This window comes from Streptomyces sp. MS19, from assembly GCF_047200595.1.
Lineage (GTDB): Bacteria > Actinomycetota > Actinomycetes > Streptomycetales > Streptomycetaceae > Streptomyces.
Genome location: NZ_JBJZOH010000010.1, coordinates 38,347 through 60,914 on the forward strand (window position 1 = coordinate 38,347; position 22,568 = coordinate 60,914).

At 72.3% G+C, this 22,568-nt stretch carries 18 protein-coding genes; 8 read left to right on the forward strand and 10 right to left on the reverse strand.

Annotation, left to right across the window (positions count from 1 at the left end; genetic code table 11):
* Positions 1–17: 17 nt before the first annotated feature.
* Genes sufD through ACL02R_RS12975 form a run of 6 tightly spaced genes read left to right on the forward strand, consistent with a single transcriptional unit; the run spans position 18 to position 4,398 of the window.
* Entirely contained in the window at positions 18–1,199 is a 1,182-nt protein-coding gene (gene sufD / locus ACL02R_RS12950) for a Fe-S cluster assembly protein SufD (protein ID WP_412797020.1), read from the forward strand.
* Positions 1,196–1,555 carry a non-heme iron oxygenase ferredoxin subunit gene (locus tag ACL02R_RS12955; RefSeq protein WP_412797021.1) on the forward strand — a complete coding sequence of 120 codons (360 nt, stop codon included), beginning with the start codon at positions 1,196–1,198 and terminating at the stop codon, positions 1,553–1,555. The genes sufD and ACL02R_RS12955 overlap by 4 nt, the downstream gene beginning before the upstream one ends.
* Positions 1,556–1,562: 7 nt before the next feature.
* The gene (gene sufC / locus ACL02R_RS12960; RefSeq protein WP_362966672.1) at positions 1,563–2,327 is read left to right on the forward strand and encodes a Fe-S cluster assembly ATPase SufC; all 765 of its coding nucleotides are present in this window, start codon (positions 1,563–1,565) and stop codon (positions 2,325–2,327) included.
* Positions 2,324–3,583 carry a cysteine desulfurase gene (locus ACL02R_RS12965; protein ID WP_412797022.1) on the forward strand — a complete coding sequence of 420 codons (1,260 nt, stop codon included), beginning with the start codon at positions 2,324–2,326 and terminating at the stop codon, positions 3,581–3,583. The genes sufC and ACL02R_RS12965 overlap by 4 nt, the downstream gene beginning before the upstream one ends.
* Positions 3,584–3,610: 27 nt before the next feature.
* A complete protein-coding gene (gene sufU, locus ACL02R_RS12970) occupies positions 3,611–4,063 on the forward strand; it encodes a Fe-S cluster assembly sulfur transfer protein SufU (RefSeq protein ID WP_412797023.1) in 453 nt (150 codons plus the stop codon).
* Entirely contained in the window at positions 4,060–4,398 is a 339-nt protein-coding gene (locus ACL02R_RS12975; protein WP_362966666.1) for a metal-sulfur cluster assembly factor, read from the forward strand. The genes sufU and ACL02R_RS12975 overlap by 4 nt, the downstream gene beginning before the upstream one ends.
* 182 nt (positions 4,399–4,580) lie before the next feature.
* Here ACL02R_RS12975 and ACL02R_RS12980 read toward each other — a convergent pair whose 3' ends face one another.
* From ACL02R_RS12980 to ACL02R_RS13025, 10 genes are all read right to left on the reverse strand, one after another.
* Entirely contained in the window at positions 4,581–6,383 is a 1,803-nt protein-coding gene (locus ACL02R_RS12980; protein ID WP_412797024.1) for an ABC transporter substrate-binding protein, read from the reverse strand.
* Positions 6,384–6,427: 44 nt separating this feature from the next.
* Positions 6,428–7,399: an ABC transporter permease gene (locus tag ACL02R_RS12985; protein ID WP_412797142.1), complete on the reverse strand. Its 972-nt coding sequence runs from the start codon at positions 7,397–7,399 to the stop codon at positions 6,428–6,430.
* Between the two features lie 349 nt (positions 7,400–7,748).
* Positions 7,749–8,798, reverse strand: a complete 1,050-nt coding sequence (locus tag ACL02R_RS12990) for an ABC transporter ATP-binding protein (protein WP_412797025.1) — start codon at positions 8,796–8,798, stop codon at positions 7,749–7,751.
* Positions 8,791–9,831: an ABC transporter ATP-binding protein gene (locus tag ACL02R_RS12995; RefSeq protein WP_412797026.1), complete on the reverse strand. Its 1,041-nt coding sequence runs from the start codon at positions 9,829–9,831 to the stop codon at positions 8,791–8,793. The genes ACL02R_RS12990 and ACL02R_RS12995 overlap by 8 nt, the downstream gene beginning before the upstream one ends.
* Before the next feature lie 16 nt (positions 9,832–9,847).
* Positions 9,848–10,798 (reverse strand): ABC transporter permease, encoded by a 951-nt coding sequence (locus tag ACL02R_RS13000; RefSeq protein ID WP_412797027.1) that lies wholly within the window; start codon positions 10,796–10,798, stop codon positions 9,848–9,850.
* Entirely contained in the window at positions 10,791–11,714 is a 924-nt protein-coding gene (locus ACL02R_RS13005; protein ID WP_412797028.1) for an ABC transporter permease, read from the reverse strand. Before ACL02R_RS13005 ends, ACL02R_RS13000 begins: the two co-directional genes overlap by 8 nt.
* A gap of 4 nt (positions 11,715–11,718) precedes the next feature.
* Positions 11,719–13,362 carry a peptide ABC transporter substrate-binding protein gene (locus tag ACL02R_RS13010; protein ID WP_412797029.1) on the reverse strand — a complete coding sequence of 548 codons (1,644 nt, stop codon included), beginning with the start codon at positions 13,360–13,362 and terminating at the stop codon, positions 11,719–11,721.
* Positions 13,363–13,894: 532 nt separating this feature from the next.
* Positions 13,895–15,763: a translational GTPase TypA gene (typA, locus tag ACL02R_RS13015; RefSeq protein WP_412797030.1), complete on the reverse strand. Its 1,869-nt coding sequence runs from the start codon at positions 15,761–15,763 to the stop codon at positions 13,895–13,897.
* 193 nt (positions 15,764–15,956) lie between these two features.
* The gene (locus tag ACL02R_RS13020) at positions 15,957–18,092 is read right to left on the reverse strand and encodes an ABC transporter family substrate-binding protein (RefSeq protein WP_412797031.1); all 2,136 of its coding nucleotides are present in this window, start codon (positions 18,090–18,092) and stop codon (positions 15,957–15,959) included.
* Between the two features lie 138 nt (positions 18,093–18,230).
* Positions 18,231–18,965, reverse strand: coding sequence for an SDR family oxidoreductase (locus ACL02R_RS13025; RefSeq protein WP_412797032.1), 735 nt, complete (start codon positions 18,963–18,965; stop codon positions 18,231–18,233).
* A 90-nt stretch (positions 18,966–19,055) separates the two neighbouring features.
* Between ACL02R_RS13025 and ACL02R_RS13030 the strand changes: the two genes are divergently transcribed.
* Positions 19,056–19,649: a TetR/AcrR family transcriptional regulator gene (locus ACL02R_RS13030; RefSeq protein ID WP_412797033.1), complete on the forward strand. Its 594-nt coding sequence runs from the start codon at positions 19,056–19,058 to the stop codon at positions 19,647–19,649.
* A 1,260-nt stretch (positions 19,650–20,909) separates the two neighbouring features.
* The gene (locus ACL02R_RS13035) at positions 20,910–22,568 is read left to right on the forward strand and encodes a TPM domain-containing protein (RefSeq protein ID WP_412797034.1); all 1,659 of its coding nucleotides are present in this window, start codon (positions 20,910–20,912) and stop codon (positions 22,566–22,568) included.

Below are 22,568 nucleotides of genomic sequence, written 5' to 3' on the forward strand. Positions count from 1 at the left end.
TGAGCACGACGAGACCCATGGCCGATGCCCAGAGTATTCCGGCAGGCGCCAGCGCGGGCGGGTCGGTCGCGGTGGCCGCCGAGTCCACCGTCGCGACCCGGATGAGCGCCCCGCCGTCCTTCGACGTCGCGGACTTCCCCGTGCCGCACGGGCGCGAGGAGGAGTGGCGGTTCACGCCGCTCGAACGGCTGCGCGGCCTGCACGACGGCACCGCGGTCGCCGACGGGTCCCTCAAGGCGGACCTCACGCTGCCCGAGGGCGTCACGGCCACCACGGTCGGCCGGGACGACCCGCGGGTCGGCCGCGCCGGCACGCCGGTGGACCGCGTCGCGGCGCAGGCGTTCAGCTCCTTCGAGAAGGCCACCGTCGTCTCCGTCCCGGCCGAGAGCGTGCACACCGAGCCGGTGCGGCTCGTCCTGCACGGCGAGGGCGGCGCCACCTACGGCCACACGATCTTCGAGGTCGGCAGGTTCGCCGAGGTCGTGATCGTCGTGGACCACACCGGTGACGCCGTGCGCGCCGCCAACGTCGAGTTCCAGATCGGCGACGGCGCGAAGGTCACGTTCGTCAGCGTCCAGGACTGGGCCGACACCGCGGTGCACTGCTCGCAGCACAGCGTCTCGGTCGGCCGCGACGCGACGTTCAAGTCCGTCGTCGTCACCTTCGGCGGTGACCTCGTCCGGCTGCACCCGCACATCGAGTTCGCCGGCCCCGGCGGCGAGGCGGAGCTCTACGGGCTCTACTTCACCGACAACGGCCAGCACCACGAGCACCGGCTCTTCGTGGACCACAACGCACCCAACTGCCGCAGCGACGTCGCGTACAAGGGCGCCCTCCAGGGCACCGACGCGCACGCGGTGTGGGTCGGCGACGTCCTCATCCGCGCCGCCGCCACCGGCACGGACACGTACGAGCTGAACCGCAACCTCGTCCTCACCGACGGCGCCCGCGTCGACTCCGTGCCCAATCTGGAGATCGAGACCGGCGAGATCGTCGGCGCCGGGCACGCCTCGGCGACCGGGCGCTTCGAGGACGAGCAGCTGTTCTACCTGATGGCGCGCGGCATCCCCGCCGAGGAGGCCAGGCGCCTGGTGGTGCGCGGCTTCTTCGCCGAGCTGGTCCAGCAGATCGGCGTCCCCGACGTCGAGGAGCGGCTCGTCGCCAAGCTCCAGGCCGAACTGGAGGCGTCCATCGCATGACCGCCACCGAAGGCAGCGGCACCACGGAAGGCTATGTGCGCGCCTGCGCGCTGGCCGACCTGGAGCCGGACGTCCCGCTCCGGGTCGAGCTCGGCGGCGTCCCGGTGTCCGTCGTCCGCACCGAGGGCGACGTCTTCGCGGTGAACGACATCTGTTCCCACGCGAACGTCTCCCTCTCCGAGGGCGAGGTGGAGGACTGCCAGATCGAGTGCTGGCTGCACGGCTCCAGCTTCGACCTGCGCACGGGCAAGCCCTCCGGGCTGCCCGCCACCCGGCCCATTCCCGTTTACCCCGTCAAGATCGAGGGAGACGGCCCCGACGCGGCCGTGCTCGTCTCCGTCACCCAGGAGTCCTGAAGGCACCATGGCAACGCTTGAGATCCACGACCTGCACGTCTCCGTCGACGCCGAGGGCGGACCCACCGAGATCCTGCGCGGGGTCGATCTGACCGTGAAACAGGGCGAGACGCACGCCATCATGGGCCCCAACGGTTCCGGCAAGTCCACCCTGGCCTACTCGCTGGCCGGCCACCCCAAGTACACCGTCACGGGCGGCACCGTCACCCTGGACGGCGAGGACGTCCTCGCCATGTCCGTGGACGAGCGGGCCCGCGCCGGCGTCTTCCTCGCCATGCAGTACCCGGTCGAGGTCCCCGGCGTCTCGGTCTCCAACTTCCTGCGCACCTCCGCCACCGCCGTACGCGGCGAGGCCCCCAAGCTCCGCACCTGGGTCAAGGAGGTCAAGGAGGCCATGGCCCGGCTGGAGATGGACCCGGCCTTCGCCGAGCGCAACGTCAACGAGGGCTTCTCCGGCGGCGAGAAGAAGCGCCACGAGATCCTCCAGCTGGAGCTGCTGCGCCCGAAGATCGCGATCCTCGACGAGACCGACTCGGGCCTCGACATCGACGCGCTGCGCATCGTCTCCGAGGGCGTCAACCGCGTCCGCGAGACCGGCGAGGTCGGCACCCTGCTGATCACGCACTACACGCGCATCCTCCGGTACATCAAGCCCGACCACGTCCACGTCTTCGCGGCGGGCCGCGTCGTCGAGTCCGGCGGCGCCGAACTGGCCGACAAGCTGGAGGCCGAGGGCTACGAGCAGTACACCAAGGGAGGCGGCACCGCATGAGCCACGACCTGCCGGGTCTCCTGGACACCGAGGCGATCCGGAAGGACTTCCCGATCCTCGACCGCACGGTCCACGAGGGCAAGAAGCTCGTCTACCTGGACAACGCGGCCAGCTCCCAGAAGCCGCGCCAGGTCCTCGACGCGCTGAGCGAGTACTACGAGCGGCACCACGCGAACGTCCACCGCGGCGTCCACGTGCTCGCCGAGGAGGCCACGGCGCTGTACGAGGGCGCGCGCGACAAGATCGCCGCGTTCGTCAACGCGCCGAGCCGCGACGAGGTGATCTTCACCAAGAACGCCTCCGAGTCCCTCAACCTGGTCGCCAACATGCTCGGCTGGGCCGACGACCCCTACCGCGTCGACTCCTCCACCGAGATCGTCATCACGGAGATGGAGCACCACTCCAACATCGTCCCGTGGCAGCTGCTCGCGCAGCGCACGGGCGCGAAGCTGAAGTGGTTCGGCCTCACCGACGACGGCAGGCTCGACCTGTCGGACATCGACGAGATCATCACCGAGCGCACCAAGGTCGTCTCGTTCGTCCTGGTCTCCAACGTCCTGGGCACCCACAACCCGGTCGAGGCCATCGTCCGCCGCGCCCAGCAGGTCGGCGCGCTGGTGGTCGTCGACGCCTCGCAGGCGGCGCCGCACATGGCGCTCGACGTGCAGGCGCTCGGCGCCGACTTCGTGGCCTTCACCGGCCACAAGATGCTCGGCCCGACCGGCATCGGCGTGCTGTGGGGACGGCAGGAGCTGCTGGAGGACCTGCCGCCCTTCCTCGGCGGCGGCGAGATGATCGAGACCGTCTCCATGGAGCACTCGACATACGCCCCCGCGCCGCACAAGTTCGAGGCGGGCACGCCGCCGATCGCGCAGGCGGTGGGCATCGGCGCGGCCGTGGACTACCTCACCGGCGTCGGCATGGACCGGATCGAGGCGCACGAACGGGCGATCACCGGGTACGCGCTCGGGCGCCTCGCCGAGGTGCCGGGGCTGCGGATCGTCGGCCCCACGTCGGCCGAGGACCGGGGCGCCACCATCTCGTTCACCCTGGGCGACATCCACCCGCACGACGTCGGGCAGGTGCTGGACGAGCAGGGCATCGCCGTGCGCGTCGGGCACCACTGCGCCAGGCCCGTCTGCCTGCGGTACGGAATTCCGGCGACCACGCGGGCGTCGTTCTACCTGTACTCCACCCCGGCCGAGGTCGACGCCCTGGTCGAGGGCCTTGAGTACGTGCGTGGCTTCTTCGGATGACAAGGGCGGAACACGAGGGCGGATGACGTGCAGCTGCAATCGATGTACCAGGACGTGATCCTGGACCACTACAAGCACCCGCACGGGCGCGGCCTGCGCCGGGGCGACGCCGAGGTGCACCACGTCAACCCGACGTGCGGTGACGAGATCACCCTGCGCGTCCGGTACGACGGGGAGACCGTCGCCGACGTCTCCTACGAGGGACAGGGCTGCTCCATCAGCCAGGCCAGCGCGTCCGTGCTGAACGAACTGCTGGTCGGCAAGGAACTGTCCGAGGCGATGGCCATCCAGGCGACGTTCCTCGACCTCATGCAGTCGAAGGGGCAGATCGAGCCGGACGACGCGATGGAGGAGGTGCTGGAGGACGCGGTCGCGTTCGCCGGCGTCTCCAAGTACCCGGCGCGGGTGAAGTGCGCCCTGCTCAGCTGGATGGCGTGGAAGGACGCGACGGCGCAGGCACTGGAGAGGGAGAAGCTGTGAGTGACACCGGGACGACCGCGACGGCGCCGGCGAGCGAGGAGGAGATCCGCGAGGCGATGATGGACGTCGTCGACCCCGAGCTGGGGATCGACGTCGTGAATCTCGGCCTCATCTACGGCGTGCACGTCGACGACGCCAATGTGGCGACGATCGACATGACCCTCACCTCGGCCGCCTGCCCGCTGACCGACGTCATCGAGGACCAGGCCAGGTCGGCCACCGACGGGCTGGTCAGCGAGCTGAAGATCAACTGGGTCTGGATGCCGCCGTGGGGGCCCGACAAGATCACGGACGACGGGCGGGAGCAGCTGCGCGCGCTCGGCTTCAACGTCTGAGGGGCCGGGGGAGCGGCGTGACCGCTTCCCCGGGATCGCGAGGGGCGTGGGGGGGGGGGGGGGGGGGGGGGGGGGCACCCCCCCCCCCCCCCCCCCCCCCCGGCCGGATGTGCGGGGCCCTGGCCGCCCCGCCCGGTGGCCCGCCGTGGGGCGGGGCGGCCGGGCGGGGCGGGGGTCCGGCTCTACTCCTGGACGACGTAGAGGCGCTGCATGTCGATCGTGCCGACGTCGTCGTTGAAGACGGCGCCGCCGATGAGCGAACCGTGCAGCAGCGTCTGGCGGTAGTAGATGACCGGCACGGACGCGATGGCGTCCTCGACGACGTACTTGCTCAGCTCGAACCACTCGCGGGCGGCCTCGTCCGGGTCCTCGATCAGCAGGATGCGGTCGATCTCGGAGTTGACGTGCTCGTCGTTCAGGTGCGCGTAGTTGGAGGCGCCGTCGGCGATCTGGCGGCCGTCGTACTGCGGCGGGACGACCGTGGAGCCGGACAGCCAGTCGGCGCCCCAGCTGGAGCGGTAGATGTCGTAGCCGGAGTCCACGACGCCGATGGTGTCGTAGTAGGTCTCCGGCGGGACCTCGGTGCGGTTGACCACGAAGCCGGCCTCCTCCAGCGCGTCCTCGATGGCGACGGCCGCCTGCTGGTCCTCGGGCGCGGTGTGGTGGACGTAGCTCAGTTCGTAGCCGACCGCGTCGGCCTCCTCCAGGAGCGCGCGGGCGCCCTCGATGTCACCCTGCGGGTTGGCGACCTTGCCGAACGGGTCGTAGTCGTCCTCGCGGCCGGGCAGCAGCGGGCTGATCAGGCTGCCCGCGTACTCGCCGCCGAGCGCGCCGCCGTACGCGGCGCGGACGCCGTTGAGCGGCACGGCCAGGGCTATCGCCTCGCGTATGCGGCGGTCGGTGACGGTGTCCTGGTTGATCGCGAGGCTCCAGACGTAGGGCTGGTAGCCGTCGATCAGGCGGTCCTGGTACTGCGGGTCCTCCACGACGGAGGGGCCGTTGCCCGCGTCCAGGCCGTTGTTGAACGTCACGGTCGTCCGGTTGTCACCGTTGTCGGCCATGAGCCGGGCGGTGGTGTCCTCGCGGGTGTGGCCGAACGAGATCTCGTACCGGTCCGGGTAGGCGTTGCGCGCCGGGTCGGTCGCCGGGTCCCAGTACTCGTTGCGCGTCAGCGTCATGGAGCGTCCTGGGCGGAAGTCCTCGATCTGGTAGGGGCCGGACGTCACCGGCTCCTGGTCGTACTGCTCCCGCGTGTCGCCCGCCTCGGAGACGACGCCGTAGCCCGGCGTGGCCAGGGCGTAGGGCAGGTCGTTCTGCGGTTCCTCGAAGTGGAAGACGATCGTGCGCTCGTCCGGGGTCTCCAGGATCGAGTCGGGCAGGTGCTCCCCCTCGAAGGGTCCGTCGGGCAGCAGCGCGCGGTACTCCTTCGGGTCGTTCGCCAGCCAGCCCTGGATGTAGTTGGGGCCCTGGGTGATGAACGGGGCGAACATGCGCTCGAACGTGTGCCGGAGGTCGGCGGACGTGATCGGCGTGCCGTCGTTGAAGAAGATCTCGTCCTTGAGGGTGTACGTCCAGGTGCGGCCCTCGTCGCTGACCTGGCCCGCGTCGGTGGCGAGGTCGCCGAGGACGCTGTAGTTCCCCTCGTTGTCGAGGCGGATCGCGGTGAGCCCACGGTGGAGCAGGCGCGTGATGTTCGACTCGTGCGAGACGTAGACCTGGCCCGGGTCCAGGTGGTCGGGCGCGGTCTCCTGGAGCACGTGGATCGTGCCGCCAGGGGCCGCGCCGGGGACCTCCTCGGCGGGTCCTGTCGAGGCGGCCTCGTCGCCGAAGGTGATGGCGGCGGACACCTCCGGGCCGGCACTCGCCTCACCCTCGGGGTCGCCCCCGCCTCCGCCGCCGCTGCTGCACGCGCTGAGGACCAGGGCCCCGGCGAGGGCGAGCGCCACCCCCGCCGTGCGCCTTCTGTGCGCTGTTCGCTTGCTCATGGGTTCCTTGGCACCTGCCCGTTCGTTGTGAGAGGTCGTGCCGGTCATCGCACGGTCTTCGGGTCGAAGGCGTCCCGGACCGCGTCTCCCAGGAGGTTGAAGGCGACGACGAAGATCACCAGCGAGACTCCGGGGAAGAACATGTAGGTGATGTCGCTGCGGTACACCTGGGCGGCGGTGGCGAACATCCGGCCCCAGTCGGGCGTGGGCTCGGTGATGCCGACGCCGAGGAAGGACAGGGCCGCCGCCGTGGTCACGAAGGAGGGGAGCATGTAGGTCGCCTGCACGAGGATGGGCGAGACCACGTTGGGCAGCAGTTCCTTGCGGATGATGCGCCAGGACGACGCGCCGCTGACCTTGGCCGCCTCGACGAACTCACGCTCCCGCAGCGTCAGGGTCACGCCGCGCAGGATGCGGCCCAGGGTCATCCAGCCCAGGGCCCACAGCACCACGATGATCGAGACGACCTTGATCCAGACCGGTGTCTCCTCTCTCGGGTCCACGAACAGGCTGGTCGTGATCGGGAGGAAGGCCACGAAGAACAGCTGCTGGGGGAAGGCCATGAGCAGGTCGGTCGTGCGGCTGATCAGGAAGTCCCACACACCGCCGAGGTAGCCGGCCGCGATGCCGAGGACGATCGCCGTCAGCACGGCGAGGACCGTCACCGCCAGGGCGATGAAGAGCGATGTGCGGATTCCGTAGAGAAGTTCGGTCAATACGTCGCGTCCGGTGCTCGGTTCGAGACCGAACCAGAACTCGCCGTCGATCCCGCCGTTGGGCTTGACCGGATAGCCGTAGTCGTTGAGCAGCTCGGGCCGAACTTGCCCATAACGGGTGTAGGGGTCCTTGCCGTACAGCCACGAAATGACCGGCGCGAGCAGTCCCACCAGAAAGAAGAACGCCACGATCAGGGCGGATATGACGCCTATCCGATCACGTCGGAAGCGGCGCCACATCAGCTGCCCTGGCGAGCGGCCGACGAGTTCGGCCTCGACGGGCTTGGTTGCAATGGACATCTCGGCGCCCCCGGCGGGATGGACCTGCATGCGATGCGTGTAGATCGCGACTGTGGCAAGGCACAGACTTTCCCGTCAAGAGTTAGCAATGGTATAAACCTATGACAGTCCATTCATGGGTGAGACTTATGCAGATCGAGCCCGTAGCGTGCTTGACTACGATTCCGGATTTCCGGAATGTGCCGCTAAGTGGGGACCATGTCTTTTAACGCGGAGGCAACACCGGTGACGCCTTCGCGATATGCGAACGCCCCAGACTGGGGCGGTACGGCCGTGCGGGTGCCGTAGACCGGGGTGGCACCGCTTCCAAGCGGTGCCACCCCGGTCACTGTCCAGGCGTTTTTGCCGTTCAGGCCGCCGACGCGGCGGGCTCCTCGGCGGCGAAGTGGCAGGCCGAATCGTGGGCCGCGGGGCCCGATGCCTTCGCGAACGCCACCGGTACCGCGAGCGGCGGATCGACCTCCGCGCACAGGTCCTGCGCCTTCCAGCACCGGGTGCGGAACCGGCATCCGGACGGCGGGTCCGCGGGCGAGGGGACATCGCCGGCGAGGATGATCCGCTCCCGCCGCCGCGCCCCCGGATCGGGCACCGGCACCGCCGACAGCAGCGCCTGCGTGTACGGGTGCGTGGGGTGTTCGTAGATCTCCCGGTCCGTTCCGGTCTCCACGATCCGGCCCAGGTACATCACCGCGATCCGGTCGGAGATGTGCCTGACCACGGAAAGGTCGTGCGCGATGAAGAGATAGGCGAGGCCGAACTCGTCCTGGAGCCGCTCCATCAGGTTCACGACCTGTGCCTGCACCGAGACGTCGAGCGCGGAGACCGGCTCGTCCGCGATGATCACTTCAGGCCGCAGCGCGAGTCCGCGCGCGATGCCGATACGCTGCCGCTGCCCGCCGGAGAATTGGTGCGGATATCTGTTGATGTACTCCGGATTGAGCCCGACCACATCGAGGAGTTCCCGCACCCGGCGGCGCCTGTCCCCCTTTGGTGCGACCTCCGGATGGATGTCGAACGGCTCCCCGATGATGTCACCGACGGTCATCCGCGGATTCAGCGAAGTATAGGGGTCCTGGAAAACCATCTGGATGTTTCGGCGCACGGATTTCAGGGCACGGCCGGACAGCCCGGCGATGTCCTCGCCCTTGTAGAGAATGCGTCCCCCGGTGGGCTGTTCCAGGTGCATCAACAGTTTCGCCACCGTCGACTTGCCGCAGCCGGATTCGCCGACCATGCCCAGCGTCTCGCCGCGCCGCAGGTCGAACGAGACACCGTCCACCGCCTGCACCGCGCCGACCCTCCGGCGCACCAGCACGCCCTGTGTCAGCGGGAAGTGCTTGATCAGGCCGCGCACTTCGAGCAGGGGCTCACCCACCGCCTCATTCGCCGTCTCACTCACCGACGGTCTCCTTCCAGAAGTGGCACGCGCTGGAACGCCCGAGGGCCGAAGGGTCGTCCGGCATCAGCTCGGCCGCCCGCAGCGCCTCGGCGTCCCGGCCCGCGTACGTCACCTCGTACAGCGGCGGCGGCGGATCGACGCGGCACACGTCCCTGACCTGCGGGCAGCGCGGGTGGAACGGGCAGCCGGGCGGGATGCGCAGCAGGTTGGGCGGCAGCCCGCTGATCGCGCGCAGCTCCCGCCCCTTGCGGTCGAGGCGCGGGATGGAGTCGAGCAGCCCCTTGGTGTACGGGTGCGCCGGCCGCTTGTAGAGGTCCGCGACCGGCGCGTTCTCCACGATGCGGCCCGCGTACATCACCGCGATCTTGTCGGCGACGTCCGCGACCACTCCCAGGTCGTGCGTGATGAGGATCAGCCCCATCCCGAACTCCCGCTGGAGATCGGCCAGCAGCTCCATGACCTGGGCCTGCACGGTCACGTCGAGCGCCGTCGTCGGCTCGTCGGCGATGATCAGCTCGGGCTCCAGCGCGAGCGCCATCGCGATCATGATGCGCTGGCGCATGCCGCCGGAGAACTGGTGCGGGTAGTCCCCGGCGCGCGCCCTGGCCGCCGGGATGCGGACCCGGTCCATCAGCTCGACGGCGCGCTCCCGCGCCTCCTTGCGCGACGCGCGCCGGTGCACGCGGAACATCTCGCCCAGCTGGTACCCCACCGGCAGCACCGGGTTGAGGGACGACAGGGCGTCCTGGAAGATCATCGCCATCCGCTCGCCCCGCACGCGCCGCCGCTCCTCCGCGCCGAGCGTCAGCAGGTCCGTGCCCTGGAACAGGACCCGGCCGCCGGTGACCCGGGCGGGCGGGGTGTCGAGGATGCCCATCACCGCCTGCGCCGTCACGGACTTGCCCGAGCCCGACTCGCCGAGCACCGCCAGGGTCTCCCCCTCCGCCACCGAGTAGCTGACCCCGTTGACCGCCCGCACGACGCCCTCCCTCGTGCGGAACTCGACGCGCAGGTCGCGTACGTCAAGCAGCATGGAGCCTCCCGGCGGGTCAGCGGAGCTTGGGGTCCAGGGCGTCGCGGACGGCGTCGCCGAGCATGATGAACGCGAGCACCGTGATGCTCAGGGCGGCGGCCGGATAGAACAGGATGTGCGGCGCGTTGCGGAACTGCATGCCGTCCGAGGCGGCCGAGATGTCCACGCCCCAGGAGACGGTGGGCGGGCGCAGGCCGACGCCGAGGTAGCTGAGGGTGGCCTCCAGGGCGATGAACGTGCCGAGCATGATCGTCGCCATCACGATGACCGGCGCGACGGCGTTCGGCAGGATGTGCCGCAGCAGCAGCCGCGTGTTGCTCGCGCCGAGGGCGCGGGCGGCCTGCACGTAGTCGTTCTGCTTGGCGGTGATGACCGCGCCGCGCGCGATGCGGGCGATCTGCGGCCAGCCGAGCGCCGCGATGATGAGGACGACCGGCCAGATCCCGCCGAGCGAGACCATCGACAGGAAGACGATGGCGCCCAGCACCATCGGGATGCCGAAGAAGACGTCGCCGATCCGGGAGAGCACCGCGTCCCGGAAACCGCCGTAGAAGCCCGCCAGACCGCCGATGACGGCGCCGAGCAGCGCCACGCCCAGCGTCGCGCAGACGCCGACGGCGATCGACGCGCGGGCGCCGTGGACCGTGCGGGTGTAGACGTCGCAGCCCTGGGTGTCGAAGCCGAACCAGTGGCCGGACGACGGGCCTTCGAGCGAGCGGATCAGCTCGCAGTGGTTCGGGTCGCCGCTCGCGATCAGGCCGGGCCACACCGCGACGAGGACCAGGAAGAGGATCAGGAGGGCCGAGACGAGGAAGACGGGGTTGCGCCGCAGGTCACGCCAGGCGTCCGTCCACAGGCCGTGGGGCGCGCCCGGCTCGGGGGTGGCGCCGGACGTCCCGGCCGTCAGGCCCCCTGCGGCGGCGTCCTCCTGGGCGCCCAGCGGCTGGCGCGCCTGCGGGTCAGGCATAGCGGATCCTCGGATCGAGCACGGCGTACAGGAGGTCGACGAGCAGGTTGGCGAGGAGGAAGATCAGGACGAGGACGACGACGAAGCCCACGACGGTGGGCGAGTTCTGCCGCAGGATGCCCTGGAAGAGCTGGTAGCCGACGCCCTGGATGTTGAAGATCCGCTCCGTGACGATGGCGCCCGCCATCAGCGTGCCGATGTCCGCGCCGAGGTAGGTGACGACGGGGATCAGCGAGTTGCGCAGCAGGTGCCGCACGGTGATGCGGCCGCGCGGCAGGCCCTTGGCGACGGCGGTGCGGATGTAGTCGCTGCGGGCGTTCTCGACGACGGAGGTGCGCGTCAGCCGCGTCACGTAGGCCAGCGAGACGAGGCTCAGGATCAGGCCGGGGACGAGGAGTTCGCTGAACGGCGCGTCCGGGCTGACGGCCGGGTCGATCCAGCCGAGCTTGACGCCGAGGAAGTACTGCGCGGTCGTGCCGAGGACGAAGGTGGGGATCGCGATGACGACCAGCGTCAGGACGAGGACCGTGGTGTCCACCGCCCGGCCGCGCCGCAGGCCGGTGACGACGCCGAGGGCGATGCCGATCAGCATCTCCAGGACGAGCGCGACGATCGCCAGGCGCAGGCTGATGGGGAACGCGTGCCGCATCAGGTCGGTGACGGGCTGCCCGTTGAACGCGGTGCCGAAGTCGCCGGTGAAGATCTTGCCCATGTAGAGCAGGTACTGCTGCCACAGGGGCTTGTCGAGGTTGAACTCGTGGCGCAGCGCCCGCGCGGTCGCCGGGTCGGGGGCCCGGTCGCCGAACAGGGCGGTGACCGGGTCCCCGAGCGCGTAGACCATCAGGAAGATCAGCAGCGTCGCCCCGATGAACACGGGGATCATCTGGAGCAGTCGGCGGACGATGTAGCGCCCCACGGAGTCAGTCCACCTTGATGTCGGTGAAGACGGGGACGGAGAACGCGTTGAGCCGGACGTCGCTCAGCCGGTCCGAGTAGCCCGCGGTGCCGTTCTGGTACCACAGCGGGATGGCGGGGAGGTCCTTGGCGAGCTCACGCTCCGCGTCCTGGAAGAGGCCGATGGCGTCGTCCTCGTCGTCCGCGGCGTTGGCGCGGTCCACCAGGTCGTCGAAGCGGCTGGAGCTGTAGCCGGAGTCGTTGGAGGAGCCGTCGGTGTAGTAGATCGGCTGGAGGAAGTTCTGGATCAGCGGGTAGTCCATCTGCCAGCCGGTCCTGAACATGCCGGTCATCCGGTGGTCGCCGACGCGGTTGCGGAAGTCGGCGAAGGTCGCGACCGGGTTGACCGTGCAGGCCTTCGACTTGTCCAGCGCGTTGTTGATGCTGTTGCAGACCGCGTCCATCCACTGCCGGTGCGAGCCGGTGTCCACGTTGGAGGTGATCGTGACCTTGCCGCCCGGCAGGCCGCCGGCGTCCTCGATCAGTTCCTTGGCGCGGTCGGGGTCGTAGGTGCAGGCCTCGCCGCAGAGGTTCTTCTTGTAGCCGCCGTCCTTGCCGAGGACGGGCGAGGTGAAGTCCGTCGCCGGGGTGCGGGTGTCGTGGTAGAGCTTCGAGGTGATCTCCTTGCGGTTGATCGCCATCGACAGGCCCTTGCGGAGCTTGGCGGCGTCCGCGCCCTGCCAGTCCTCGTCGTAGAGGGGGAAGGAGAGGGTCTGGATGATGCCGGCCGGCTGGTTGATGAAGCGGTCGCCGAGGTCGTTCTCCGCGTTGCCGAGCTGGGAGGCGGGGATGTCGTCGACGATGTCGAGGTTCCCGGCCTGGAGGTCGGTGTACGCGGTGTTGTTGTCGGTGTAGACGCGCAGTTCGACACCGTCGTTCTCGGGCTTGTCCGACCCGGCGTAGTGCTTGTTCTTCACCAGCTTCATGCTCTGGCTCGGCCGGTAGGAGTCGATGCGGTACGGGCCGTTGCCGACCGGCTTGTCGAGCCAGCCGTCGTGGTCGTCGAAGAACGACTGGGGCAGCGGCGAGTAGGCGGCGTACCCGAGCGTCTCGGGCCACAGGGAGAACGGCTCGCTGAGGCGGACGGTGAAGGTGTGCTCGTCCTTGACGGCGAGGCCGCTGAGGGTGTCGGCGGTGGGCTCGGCGTCCTCGTCGGCGGGGTGGACCGCGTCGTAGCCGTCGATGAACTGGAAGAAGTAGCTGCTGACCTGGGCGTTCCTGGCGTTGGCGCCGTAGTTCCAGGCGTCGACGTACGACTTCGCGGTGACCGGCGTGCCGTCGCTGAACTTCCAGCCGTCCTTGAGCGTGATGGTGAAGTTCTGCTGGTCGTCGGTCTCGATCGACTTGGCCATGGCGTTCTTGGCCTCGCCGGTCTTCGCGTCGTAGCGCTTGAGGCCGCGGAAGATCATGTCGAGGACCTTGCCGCCCTGCACCTCGTTGGTGTTCGCGGGTTCGAGCGGGTGCTGCGGGTCGCCCCATGAGGCACGCACCACGCGGTCGCCCGCCCCGGCGTCGGCGGAGTCGCCGCCGTCGCCGCCGCAGGCCGTCGCCGTCACGGAGAGGGCCGCCGCGCAGGCGAGGGCCATGGTGAGGTGGGTGCTGCCGCGCATGGGGCGCCTCCTCAGAAATCCCGAAAGTCACATCCGAGTACCATCACACCCCTTATGTCCCTTTCGTGCATCCAGGCGAGCGCCGCTGAGGCGGAATGTTGCCGAGAACCCCCCATATGCCGGAGGAGGGAGGCGGCCTGCGTCCCGGGGACGCGCGGATCGCCGCAGGCCGCCCTCGTCCTGCCGGCGCCCCTGGGGCCGGTCGGGTGTACGGGCTCGGGTCGGGATGCCCCGGACGACCCCCACCCCGGCTCCGGCGCCGCCGCCCGTGCCGTCCGCGCCGACGGGTCGGACGCGTTCGCCCTCCCGTGTGCTGTCCGGCGGCACGTGCGTCCTGAACCGGCCCACGGCGTCCCGGCCGGATCTTCCGCCACGGCGACGGCGCCATCCGGGTGAGCGAGGACGGCGGCAGGCCGTTCCCGGTGGACCGGCCGGGCCCGCCGCCCGAGTGGGGTGCCCGGCCGTTCCGACGGCAAAGCCCCCGGGCCGTTCACACGCGAACGGCCCGGGGGCTCCGGAAAGATCAACCGCGTCAGGCGCGCTTGGCCCGCGCCGTCGTACGGGCGCGCTCGCGCTGGTCGAGGACGACCTTGCGCAGCCGCACCTCGTCCGGCGTCACCTCGACGCACTCGTCCTCACGGCAGAACTCCAGCGACTGCTCCAGCGACATCTTGCGCGGCGGCACGAGGTTCTCGGTGTTGTCGGCCGAGGCCGCGCGCATGTTGGTGAGCTTCTTCTCCTTGGTGATGTTCACGTCCATGTCGTCCGCGCGGGAGTTCTCGCCGACGAGCATGCCCTCGTACACCTCGGTGCCGGGCTCGATGAAGATGACGCCGCGCTCCTGGAGGTTCATCATCGCGTACGGGCTCGCGACGCCCGCGCGGTCGGCGACCAGGGAGCCGCTCTTGCGGGTCCGCAGCTCGCCCGCCCACGGCTCGTGCCGCTCGAAGATGCTGTGCGCGATGCCGGTGCCGCGCGTCTCGGTCAGGAACTCCGTGCGGAAGCCGATCAGGCCGCGCGAGGGCACCAGGAACTCCATGCGCACCCAGCCGGAGCCGTGGTTCGTCATCGTCTCCATGCGGCCCTTGCGGGTGGCCATCAGCTGGGTGATCGCGCCGAGGTGCTCCTCGGGCGCGTCGATCGTCATGCGCTCGACGGGCTCGTGCAGCTTGCCGTCGATCTCGCGGGTGACGACCTCGGGCTTGCCGACGGTCAGTTCGAAGCCCTCGCGGCGCATCGTCTCGACGAGGATCGCCAGCGCCAGCTCGCCGCGGCCCTGCACCTCCCAGGCGTCGGGGCGCTCGGTGGGCAGCACGCGCAGCGACACGTTGCCGATCAGCTCGCGGTCGAGGCGGTCCTTGACCAGGCGGGCGGTGACCTTGTGGCCCTTGCCGCCGCGGCCGACGAGCGGCGAGGTGTTCGTGCCGATCGTCATGGAGATGGCGGGCTCGTCCACCGTGATCAGCGGGAGCGGCAGCGGGTTCTCGGGGTCGGCGAGGGTCTCGCCGATCATGATCTCGGGGATGCCCGCGACGGCGCAGATGTCGCCGGGACCGGCCTGCTCGGCGGGCTTGCGGGTGAGCGCGTCCGTCATCAGCAGCTCGGTGACACGCACGTTCTGCTGGCTGCCGTCGCGCCGCAGCCAGGCGACGGTCTGGCCCTTGCGCAGCGTGCCCTGGCGGATGCGGCACAGGGCGATGCGGCCGAGGAAGTTGTCCGCGTCGAGGTTGGTGACGTGCGCCTGGAGCGGCGCGTCCTCCTCGTACACCGGCGCGGGGACGGTCTCCAGGAGCGTCGAGAAGAACGGCTCCAGGCTGTCGCTGTCGGCCGGGACCGTGCCGTCGGCGGGCTGCGTCAGCGAGGCGATGCCGTCGCGGGCGCAGGCGTAGACGATCGGGAACTCGATCTGCTCCTCGTCCGCCTCCAGGTCGAGGAACAGGTCGTACGTCTCGTTGAGCACCTCGGAGATCCGGGCGTCCGAGCGGTCCGTCTTGTTCACGCACAGGATGACCGGCAGCCGGGCCTGAAGCGCCTTGCGCAGCACGAACCTGGTCTGCGGCAGCGGGCCCTCGGAGGCGTCCACGAGGAGGACGACCGCGTCCACCATGGACAGGCCGCGCTCCACCTCACCGCCGAAGTCGGCGTGGCCCGGGGTGTCGATGATGTTGATGACGACCGGGTCGCCACCGCCCTTGGGGTGGTACTTCACGGCGGTGTTCTTCGCGAGAATGGTGATGCCCTTCTCGCGCTCCAGGTCGTTGGAGTCCATGACGCGGTCGTCCACCTGCTGGTGGGCGGCGAAGGCTCCCGCCTGCCGGAGCATGGCGTCGACCAGGGTCGTCTTGCCATGATCGACATGGGCGACGATGGCGACATTACGGATGTCGTGGCGCGTAGGCATGGCTGGGCGCTTCTCCCGGGCGAGGACGGTGTCAGGACGGCTCGGCGGGGGATGTCCGCCCGGCGGGGGTACGCCCCCGAACAGACCACAGCACCGGCGTCACCCGCCATCGTACGTTGCCGCGCCGGACCGGGCCGAGCCGCGCGGGCCGGCCCCCCGGCCCGGCACGGGCCGGGGGGCCGCGGCGCGGGGGTCAGCGGCGGTGGCCGATGTCCTGGTAGCGGGGGGTCTGGAGGCCGAACGCGCCCGCCCCGGCGAGGGTGTCCCGCACGGCCACGAGCTGGGGGCGCTGGTAGAGCGGCAGGGAGCCGGCGGCGGCCCAGATGCGGGCGTCGGCGCGGTCCAGCAGCGCCGCGTGCTCCTTCTCGTCCAGCTCGCCAGCGGCCTGGTCGAGGAGCTGGTCCACGTAGTCGGTGCCGATGCGCGCGTAGTTCTGCGCCACGCGCAGGGTGCCGCCCGGCAGCTCGCGCGGCTTGCCGAACAGGGGGCGGGCGTCGGTGGCGGGGTAGGCGGTGGCGGGCCAGGAGAAGAGGGCGAGGTCGAAGGCGCCGGTCGCGATGTGGTCCTCGAAGTAGCGGTCGGCGTCCACCTCGGTCGTCACGGCGCGGATGCCGACGGTGGCGAGCATCGCGGCGATGCGGCGGGCGGCGGCGCGCAGGGGCGCGGCGTCGGCGCCGTCGGGGAGGACGAAGCGCAGTTCCAGCGGGGCGCCGTCCTTGGTGCGCGGCGGGGTGGCGGCGGCCTCGGCCAGCTCGGCGGCGCGGCGTTCGGCGGCCTCGGCGCGGCGTTCCGTACGGGCGGCGGCGGCGTCGTCGCCCGCGGCGCGTTCGGCGGCGGCCGACTGGCGCAGGAGGGCGGCGGACGCGGCGGTGGCAGGGCCGGCGGCGTTCAGGGGCGCGGGGGCGGCCGCGCCCGGCTTGGCGTCGCCGTCCGTCTCCTTCCCCTGGCCCGAGCCGGGCGTCAGCCACCCGGCGTCGTCCAGCAGCCCGGCGGCGGACGCGGTGCCCGTCTCGCCGATGGCGGCGCTGTTGTCGCGGTAGCCGGCCTGGCCGAGGGTCCGCAGGTGGCTGCCGAGGGGGGTGGCGGGCAGGTCGGCCGGGCCGTGGACGGCCTCGGCGAGCGCGGCACGGTCGACGGCGCGGGCGACGGCCCAGCGGACGCGTTCGTCGGTGAGGGCGGGGGAGGTGCCGTTCAGGGTGAGCTGGGTCCAGGACGGGTCGTACGCGCGGTGGACGACGAGGTGGCTCATGGCCTCGCGGTCGGCCTCCTCGCGGGTGGCCCACTGGCGCTCGCGCGCGTGCTCGGCGTCGGCGTACGCGTCGCGGTAGCGCTCGGCGGCGGCCGCCACCTCCTCGCCCTCCAGGCGGGCGCGGGCGAGGTCGCCCAGGGCGTCGGCGGCGGAGGGGGCGGCGGGCGCGGGCTGCTTGCGGTCGTCGGTCCCCGGGGCGGCGGCGGCCGTGCGGCGGGCGGCGGTGATCCGTTCGGCGTCCCCCGGTGTCACCTCGGCGATGTCCAGCTCGCCCGCGGCGAGCGCGGCGCGGCGTTCGGCGCGGGGCACGGCGGCCAGGACGAGTGTGTCGAGGAGCGCCGGGTCGCCCCACCACGCGTCGTTGCGCTCCAGGGTGACGGTCCCCGCCTCCTCGTCCACGTCGGCGACCTCGAACGGGCCGCCGGAGACGGGCAGTTCCGTGCGGGCGCCGTCGTTGAACGCGTCGGCGTCGCCGGTGACCGCGCGCGGGTAGAGGGGTGTGAACAGGGACTTCCAGTCGGCGTAGGGGCGGGTGAACGTCACCTCGACCTGGTGGCGTTCCGGGCCCTTGCGCACCTTCTCGATGCGGTCGTACCCGACGTTGCGCGCCGACCAGTAGTCCTTGTCCTCGCCGCCCAGGGCCTTCCACTGGGCGATGAAGTCGTCGGCGCCGATCGGGGTGCCGTCGCTCCAGCGCGCGTCCGGGTCGAGGGTGTAGACGACGCGCTGGCGTGGCTCGCGTTCGGTGATCTCGGCCGACCTGAGGTAGTCGGTGTTGAGCTGCGGGCGGCCCTCGGCGTCGAGGATGAAGAGGCTGGGCAGCACGGCGCCCGCGACGCGGTCGGTGACGGCGTCCGCCTCGAACTGGTAGGCGTTCAGCGTCGCGGGCAGGGCGTCCACGGCCCAGCGGGCGGTGCCGCCGCGTTCGAGCTGGGCGCGGCGCGCGGTGCTGACGGACTGGACGGACCTGGGCGCCGCCCGTTCGGCCGCGTCCCCGGTGGTGCAGGCCGTCAGCGCCGGCACGAGCACCGCTCCCATGGCGCACGCGGCCAGCCACGCGCGTCCCGTCCCGCCTGCCATCCTGCTACCTCCGGCCCTACCGGTGCGTTGATCACATCTATGCGCTCACTGAAGAGGAGCCGCAGGTCATCGCGTTGGAGGCACGGCGGCGGCGGGGCGACAGGCCACCCGAACGGGCGGGCGGGGCGGCCGGTCGAGTCAGCCGAGGGAGACGAGGCGGGCGCCGCCGTCGGTCTCCAGCACGGTGCCGGTGACGTTCGGGTTGGTGGCGGCGAGGACGACGGCCTCGGCGATGTCCTCGGCGGTGGCGACGCGGCCGGTGGGCAGGGCGGCGGCGACCTGGGCGAAGTACGCGTCGCGCGCCCCGGCGGGCATGGCGTCCCACCAGGGCGTGTCGACGACGCCGGGCGAGACCGCGTTCACGCGGACCGGGGCCAGTTCGACGGCGAGCGGGCGGACCATGGCCTCGATGGCGCCGTTGACCGCGGCGAGCCCGGCGGTGCCGGGCAGGGCGGCGCGGGCGCTGGCCGCGCTGATGAACGTGACCGATCCGGCGGGCGCGAGGTGCGGCAGCGCGGCCCGCACGGCCGTGAGCTGGCCGAACAGCTTCGCCTCGAACGCGCCGCGCAGCACGTCGGGTTCCAGCTCGGCGAGCGGACCCGCGCCCGCGCCGCCGCTGCTGGCGAGCACGAGGTGGTCCACGCGGCCGACGGACGCGAACAGCCCGGCCATGCGGGCGGCGTCGGCGGCGTCGCCCCGGTGGACGGTCAGGTCCGGGTCGGAGACGGCCAGCGCCTCGGCGCGCGCGGCGGACCGGCCGACGACGTGGGTGGCCGTGCCGCGCCTGAGCAGGAGGCGGGCGGTGGCGAGGCCGATGCCCGAGGTGCCGCCGACCACGACCGCGGTGGGCTGGGAGGACGTCTGGGAGGACATGGGGCCGCCTTTCCTGGCAGGGAGGAACATGCGACGGTCACGGTCCGCGTTTAATTTCGGACCGTCGCGTCTCGATATAAACTTACACCCATGCCGATCCGCTCCCCAGGCCCGCCCCGCGCGGGCCGCCCGCGCAGCGAGGAGAGCCGCCAGGCGATCCTGGCGGCCGCCGTGTCCCTGCTGACCGAGAAGGGGTACGCCGAGCTGACGGTGGAGGGCATCGCGCAGCGCGCGGGCTGCGGGAAGCAGACGATCTACCGCTGGTGGCCGTCCAAGGCGGACGTGCTGATGGACGCCGCGCTCACCCGGAGCGAGCTGGCGATCGACGTGCCGGACCAGGGGTCGTGGGCGGCGGACCTGCGGGCGTTCCTGAGCGCCACGTTCGCGCTGGCCACGCGGCCGGAGATCGGGCCGCTGCTGCGCGCGATGATGGGCCAGTCCCTGACCGACGAGGAGTTCGGCGCGCGCTTCCGCGCCCGTTTCCTGCCGACGCGGCGCGACGCGCTGCGGGTCCTGGTCGAACGGGCCGCGCGGCGCGGCGACCTGCCACCGGTCCCCACGCCCGGGACGCTCCTCGACCTGGTCTTCGGCGTGCTGTGGTACCGCGTCATCGCCACGCGGGAACCGCTCGACGAAGCCCTGGTGGAAGAACTCGTCACCCTGGCCACCACCCCGCGTTCCTGACCCGGTCGGAGACCCGAGGAGCCCGCGGAGCGGGCCGCCGACCACGGCACGCGCACACGGAGTCGGCGGCCCGCCCCGGTGAGGGACCACCCGATCCGCCCGGCCTCGTGTTCCGTCCGGGTGACGGAGCCCGGGGCATCCGCCCAGCTCACCTCCGCGCGCGGCGGACCTCGCCGGGTAGCGGCGGGCAGGGAGCCCGTCCCGGCGGGGATGTCACCACCGGCCCCCGCAGGAGCCCACCCGAGCGCCCGCCCCGGCACCAAGGTCCGGCCCGCGACCAGCCGCAAGAGGCGCTCCCGGTCTGTCGTGAGGCCCGGCCGACGCCGACCGCTCGGCCGAACCCGGACGCGACACCCCTGTGTCCGGTCCATCGACCCGTCGTCCGGCAGCCGCCCGGTGAGGAAGGAAGCGGGGCATGGCACGCAGCCCCTGACGGCGCAGCACCCGGAGGCAGCAGGCCGGCCGGAGCAGGTCCCGTTCCCCGGGCGTCCGGTGCTCCGCCAGGTCCGGTGTTCCCCCCGCAGCGGCCGGTCCCGGCGCCCGGGAGACACCCCGACCGTGCCCGCGACTCCTCCGGACCGCGCGCCGCCGTGGCCCCGGACGGCGGCCGCGGTGACGGCGTCGAGCGCCCGTGGCGCGGCCCTCGAACACCTCCCCTGCCCGGCCGCCGGCGCACCGCCCGCGGCCTCACGTGCCGGGACGCCGAGGGTGACCTCCCCGCCGCCACGCCTCTGACCGTCCAGGACCGTCCCCACCACTGTTCCGTCCCCTGCCCACTCGCGTGCGGGCCGGAAGGCCCGTACGCACCCGTCCGTCGCGCAGGAGACCGCCGAGTTCTCCGCTCGTGATCGCCTGCTGTGGCAGGGGCACCGCCCGCGACACCGCACGCACCGGAGTCCCGCCACGCAGTCCGGAGCGAACGGCGCACGGCCCTGCCCTGAGCCGGGAGCGCGGTCCTTCCCCGTCACGCCCTCGCCCCCGTACAGCGGACGGCAGGACCTTCCACACCTCCCGCACCGTCGTCCTCCGCCCGCGCATGCGGAGACCCGTGCACGCGGCGTGCGGCCGAGCCGGGCGGCACACCGTTCGCCGGGGCGCGCGGCGGACAGCCCGCCCTGGGACCGCCCACTCCGTCCGGGCCACGGAACCCGGCGCCCGCGCGGGCGACATGGGCCGCCCGTCCGGCCCGGAGCGGTCGCGCCCACGGGGCCCCGCGCCTACGGTCGAGGCGATGCGCTTCCCCGGTCGGGAGGTGGGCGGATGCGCGCACGCCCGGCCGCCGCGCTGACCGCCGCACTGGCCGCGTGCCTGACGGCCGTCCCCCTTCCGGCCATGGCCGAGGACACGGTGACGCTCGACCACGCCGGGCAGATCACCGACCAGGTGGGCGCCCTCGGCGGACGCGCGGACGCGGTGCAGCGCGCGCTCACCCGGCTGGAGGACGAGGAGCGGTACCAGCTGTTCGTCGTGTACGTGCGCGACTTCTCCGGGCACGAGGCCCAGTCGTGGGCGGACGGCGTGGCCGACCGCAACCGGCTCGGCGCCCACGACCTGCTGCTCGCCTTCGCCACCCACGAACGGCGGTACGCGCTCTCCGCCGACGTGCACTCCGGCTTCTCCGCCCGGGAGCTCGAACGCGTCGAGTCGGTCGCCGTCGCCCCCGCCCTGCGGCACGCCGACTGGGCGGGGGCCGCCATCGGCGCGGCGGAGGGCTTCGCGGCGGTCAAGGAGGGCGAACGGGTCCGGCGGCCCGCGATCGTGCCGGGCGACCAGGACCCCGGCCCCTCCCCCGGCAGGGACATCCGGGACTGGGTGGTTCCCGTGGTGCTGCTCGCCGGGGCGGCCGCGCTGGTCGTCTTCCTGATCCGCCACGGGGAACGCGGCCTGCCGCCCGTCGTCCCGCTGACGGCGCTCGACACCCACGTCCGGGGGCTGCTGATCGACCTGGACGACGCCGTACGCACACGCGCGGCCGGGCTGTCGTTCACCCCGGCCGCGCCCCGGGCGGCCCCGGCGGCGCTGGAGGACGCCCGCGCGGGCACCACCGCCGCGCTGCGCGAGTGGTACGAGGCGGACGCGACGGCGGCCGGGGCGGGCGCGGTCGTCCGGCGCCGGACGCTGATCAGGATCGCCGAGCGCTGCGCCCTCGCCCGGGAACACCTGGCCGCCGCCGGGCCGGTCGCGGCGGCCGGGACGGCGGGCGCCGTCGCCACCGCCGGGACCAGGATCGCCGCCGTGACGGCGCCCGCCCGAGCCCTGCCCGTCGCACGGGCACGGCTGGCCGGCGCCCGCGAGCAACTCACCCGCGCCCGGCGGGCGCTCGCCCGGAACGACCGGTCCGCGGCGGCACACGCCGTCCGGACCGCGCGCGACGCCGTCGCGGCCACCGAGACACTGCTCGCCGCCACGGCGCGCCGGACCGCGGCCCAGGCACGCGCCCGCGTCGTCCTCGCCGAGGCGGCGGCGGGGACGGCGGCGGACCTGGCGGAGGCACGCGCGGGGCGCGCGGCGCCCGGCGCCGTCGCGCGGGCCACCGCCGCGCTCGCGGGCGCACGCCGGGCGCACGACCCTCTCGACGCACTGCGGACACTGCTCGCCGAAGCCACACCGCTCGCCGGCGACCTGGCGGCGCACCGGACGCCCGCGGAACGGGAACGGCGCGCGCGGGCGCTGCTGGCCCAGGCCCTGCTGCTCGCCCACACGGAGGTGAGCTGGGCGGACGCCCTGGTCACGGCGCACCGCGCCGCCCTGGGCACCGCCGCCCGCGCCCGGCTGGCGGCGGCCCGGAGCGTGCTGGCCGAGGCCGCCGCGCGGGCGGACCGGGAACCGGTCCGCGCCCTCGCCGCCGCCCGTCTGGCGGACGCGCTCGCCCGCGTGTCCGTCGCCAGGACGGAACGTGACGCCGGGCCGCTGACCTGA

Excerpts from the sequence above, each read along its gene's own strand:
- ACL02R_RS13035 (WP_412797034.1), top strand. The coding sequence starts at position 20,910 with ATGCGCGCACGCCCGGCCGCCGCGCTGACCGCCGCACTGGCCGCGTGC.
- ACL02R_RS13000 (WP_412797027.1), bottom strand. The coding sequence starts at position 10,798 with ATGCCTGACCCGCAGGCGCGCCAGCCGCTGGGCGCCCAGGAGGACGCC.
- ACL02R_RS12980 (WP_412797024.1), bottom strand. The coding sequence starts at position 6,383 with ATGAGCAAGCGAACAGCGCACAGAAGGCGCACGGCGGGGGTGGCGCTC.
- ACL02R_RS13020 (WP_412797031.1), bottom strand. The coding sequence starts at position 18,092 with ATGGCAGGCGGGACGGGACGCGCGTGGCTGGCCGCGTGCGCCATGGGA.
- ACL02R_RS12955 (WP_412797021.1), top strand. The coding sequence starts at position 1,196 with ATGACCGCCACCGAAGGCAGCGGCACCACGGAAGGCTATGTGCGCGCC.
- sufC (WP_362966672.1), top strand. The coding sequence starts at position 1,563 with ATGGCAACGCTTGAGATCCACGACCTGCACGTCTCCGTCGACGCCGAG.
- ACL02R_RS13010 (WP_412797029.1), bottom strand. The coding sequence starts at position 13,362 with ATGCGCGGCAGCACCCACCTCACCATGGCCCTCGCCTGCGCGGCGGCC.
- ACL02R_RS12985 (WP_412797142.1), bottom strand. The coding sequence starts at position 7,399 with ATGTCCATTGCAACCAAGCCCGTCGAGGCCGAACTCGTCGGCCGCTCG.
- sufD (WP_412797020.1), top strand. The coding sequence starts at position 18 with ATGGCCGATGCCCAGAGTATTCCGGCAGGCGCCAGCGCGGGCGGGTCG.
- typA (WP_412797030.1), bottom strand. The coding sequence starts at position 15,763 with ATGCCTACGCGCCACGACATCCGTAATGTCGCCATCGTCGCCCATGTC.
- ACL02R_RS12965 (WP_412797022.1), top strand. The coding sequence starts at position 2,324 with ATGAGCCACGACCTGCCGGGTCTCCTGGACACCGAGGCGATCCGGAAG.
- ACL02R_RS12995 (WP_412797026.1), bottom strand. The coding sequence starts at position 9,831 with ATGCTGCTTGACGTACGCGACCTGCGCGTCGAGTTCCGCACGAGGGAG.
- ACL02R_RS13025 (WP_412797032.1), bottom strand. The coding sequence starts at position 18,965 with ATGTCCTCCCAGACGTCCTCCCAGCCCACCGCGGTCGTGGTCGGCGGC.
- ACL02R_RS13030 (WP_412797033.1), top strand. The coding sequence starts at position 19,056 with ATGCCGATCCGCTCCCCAGGCCCGCCCCGCGCGGGCCGCCCGCGCAGC.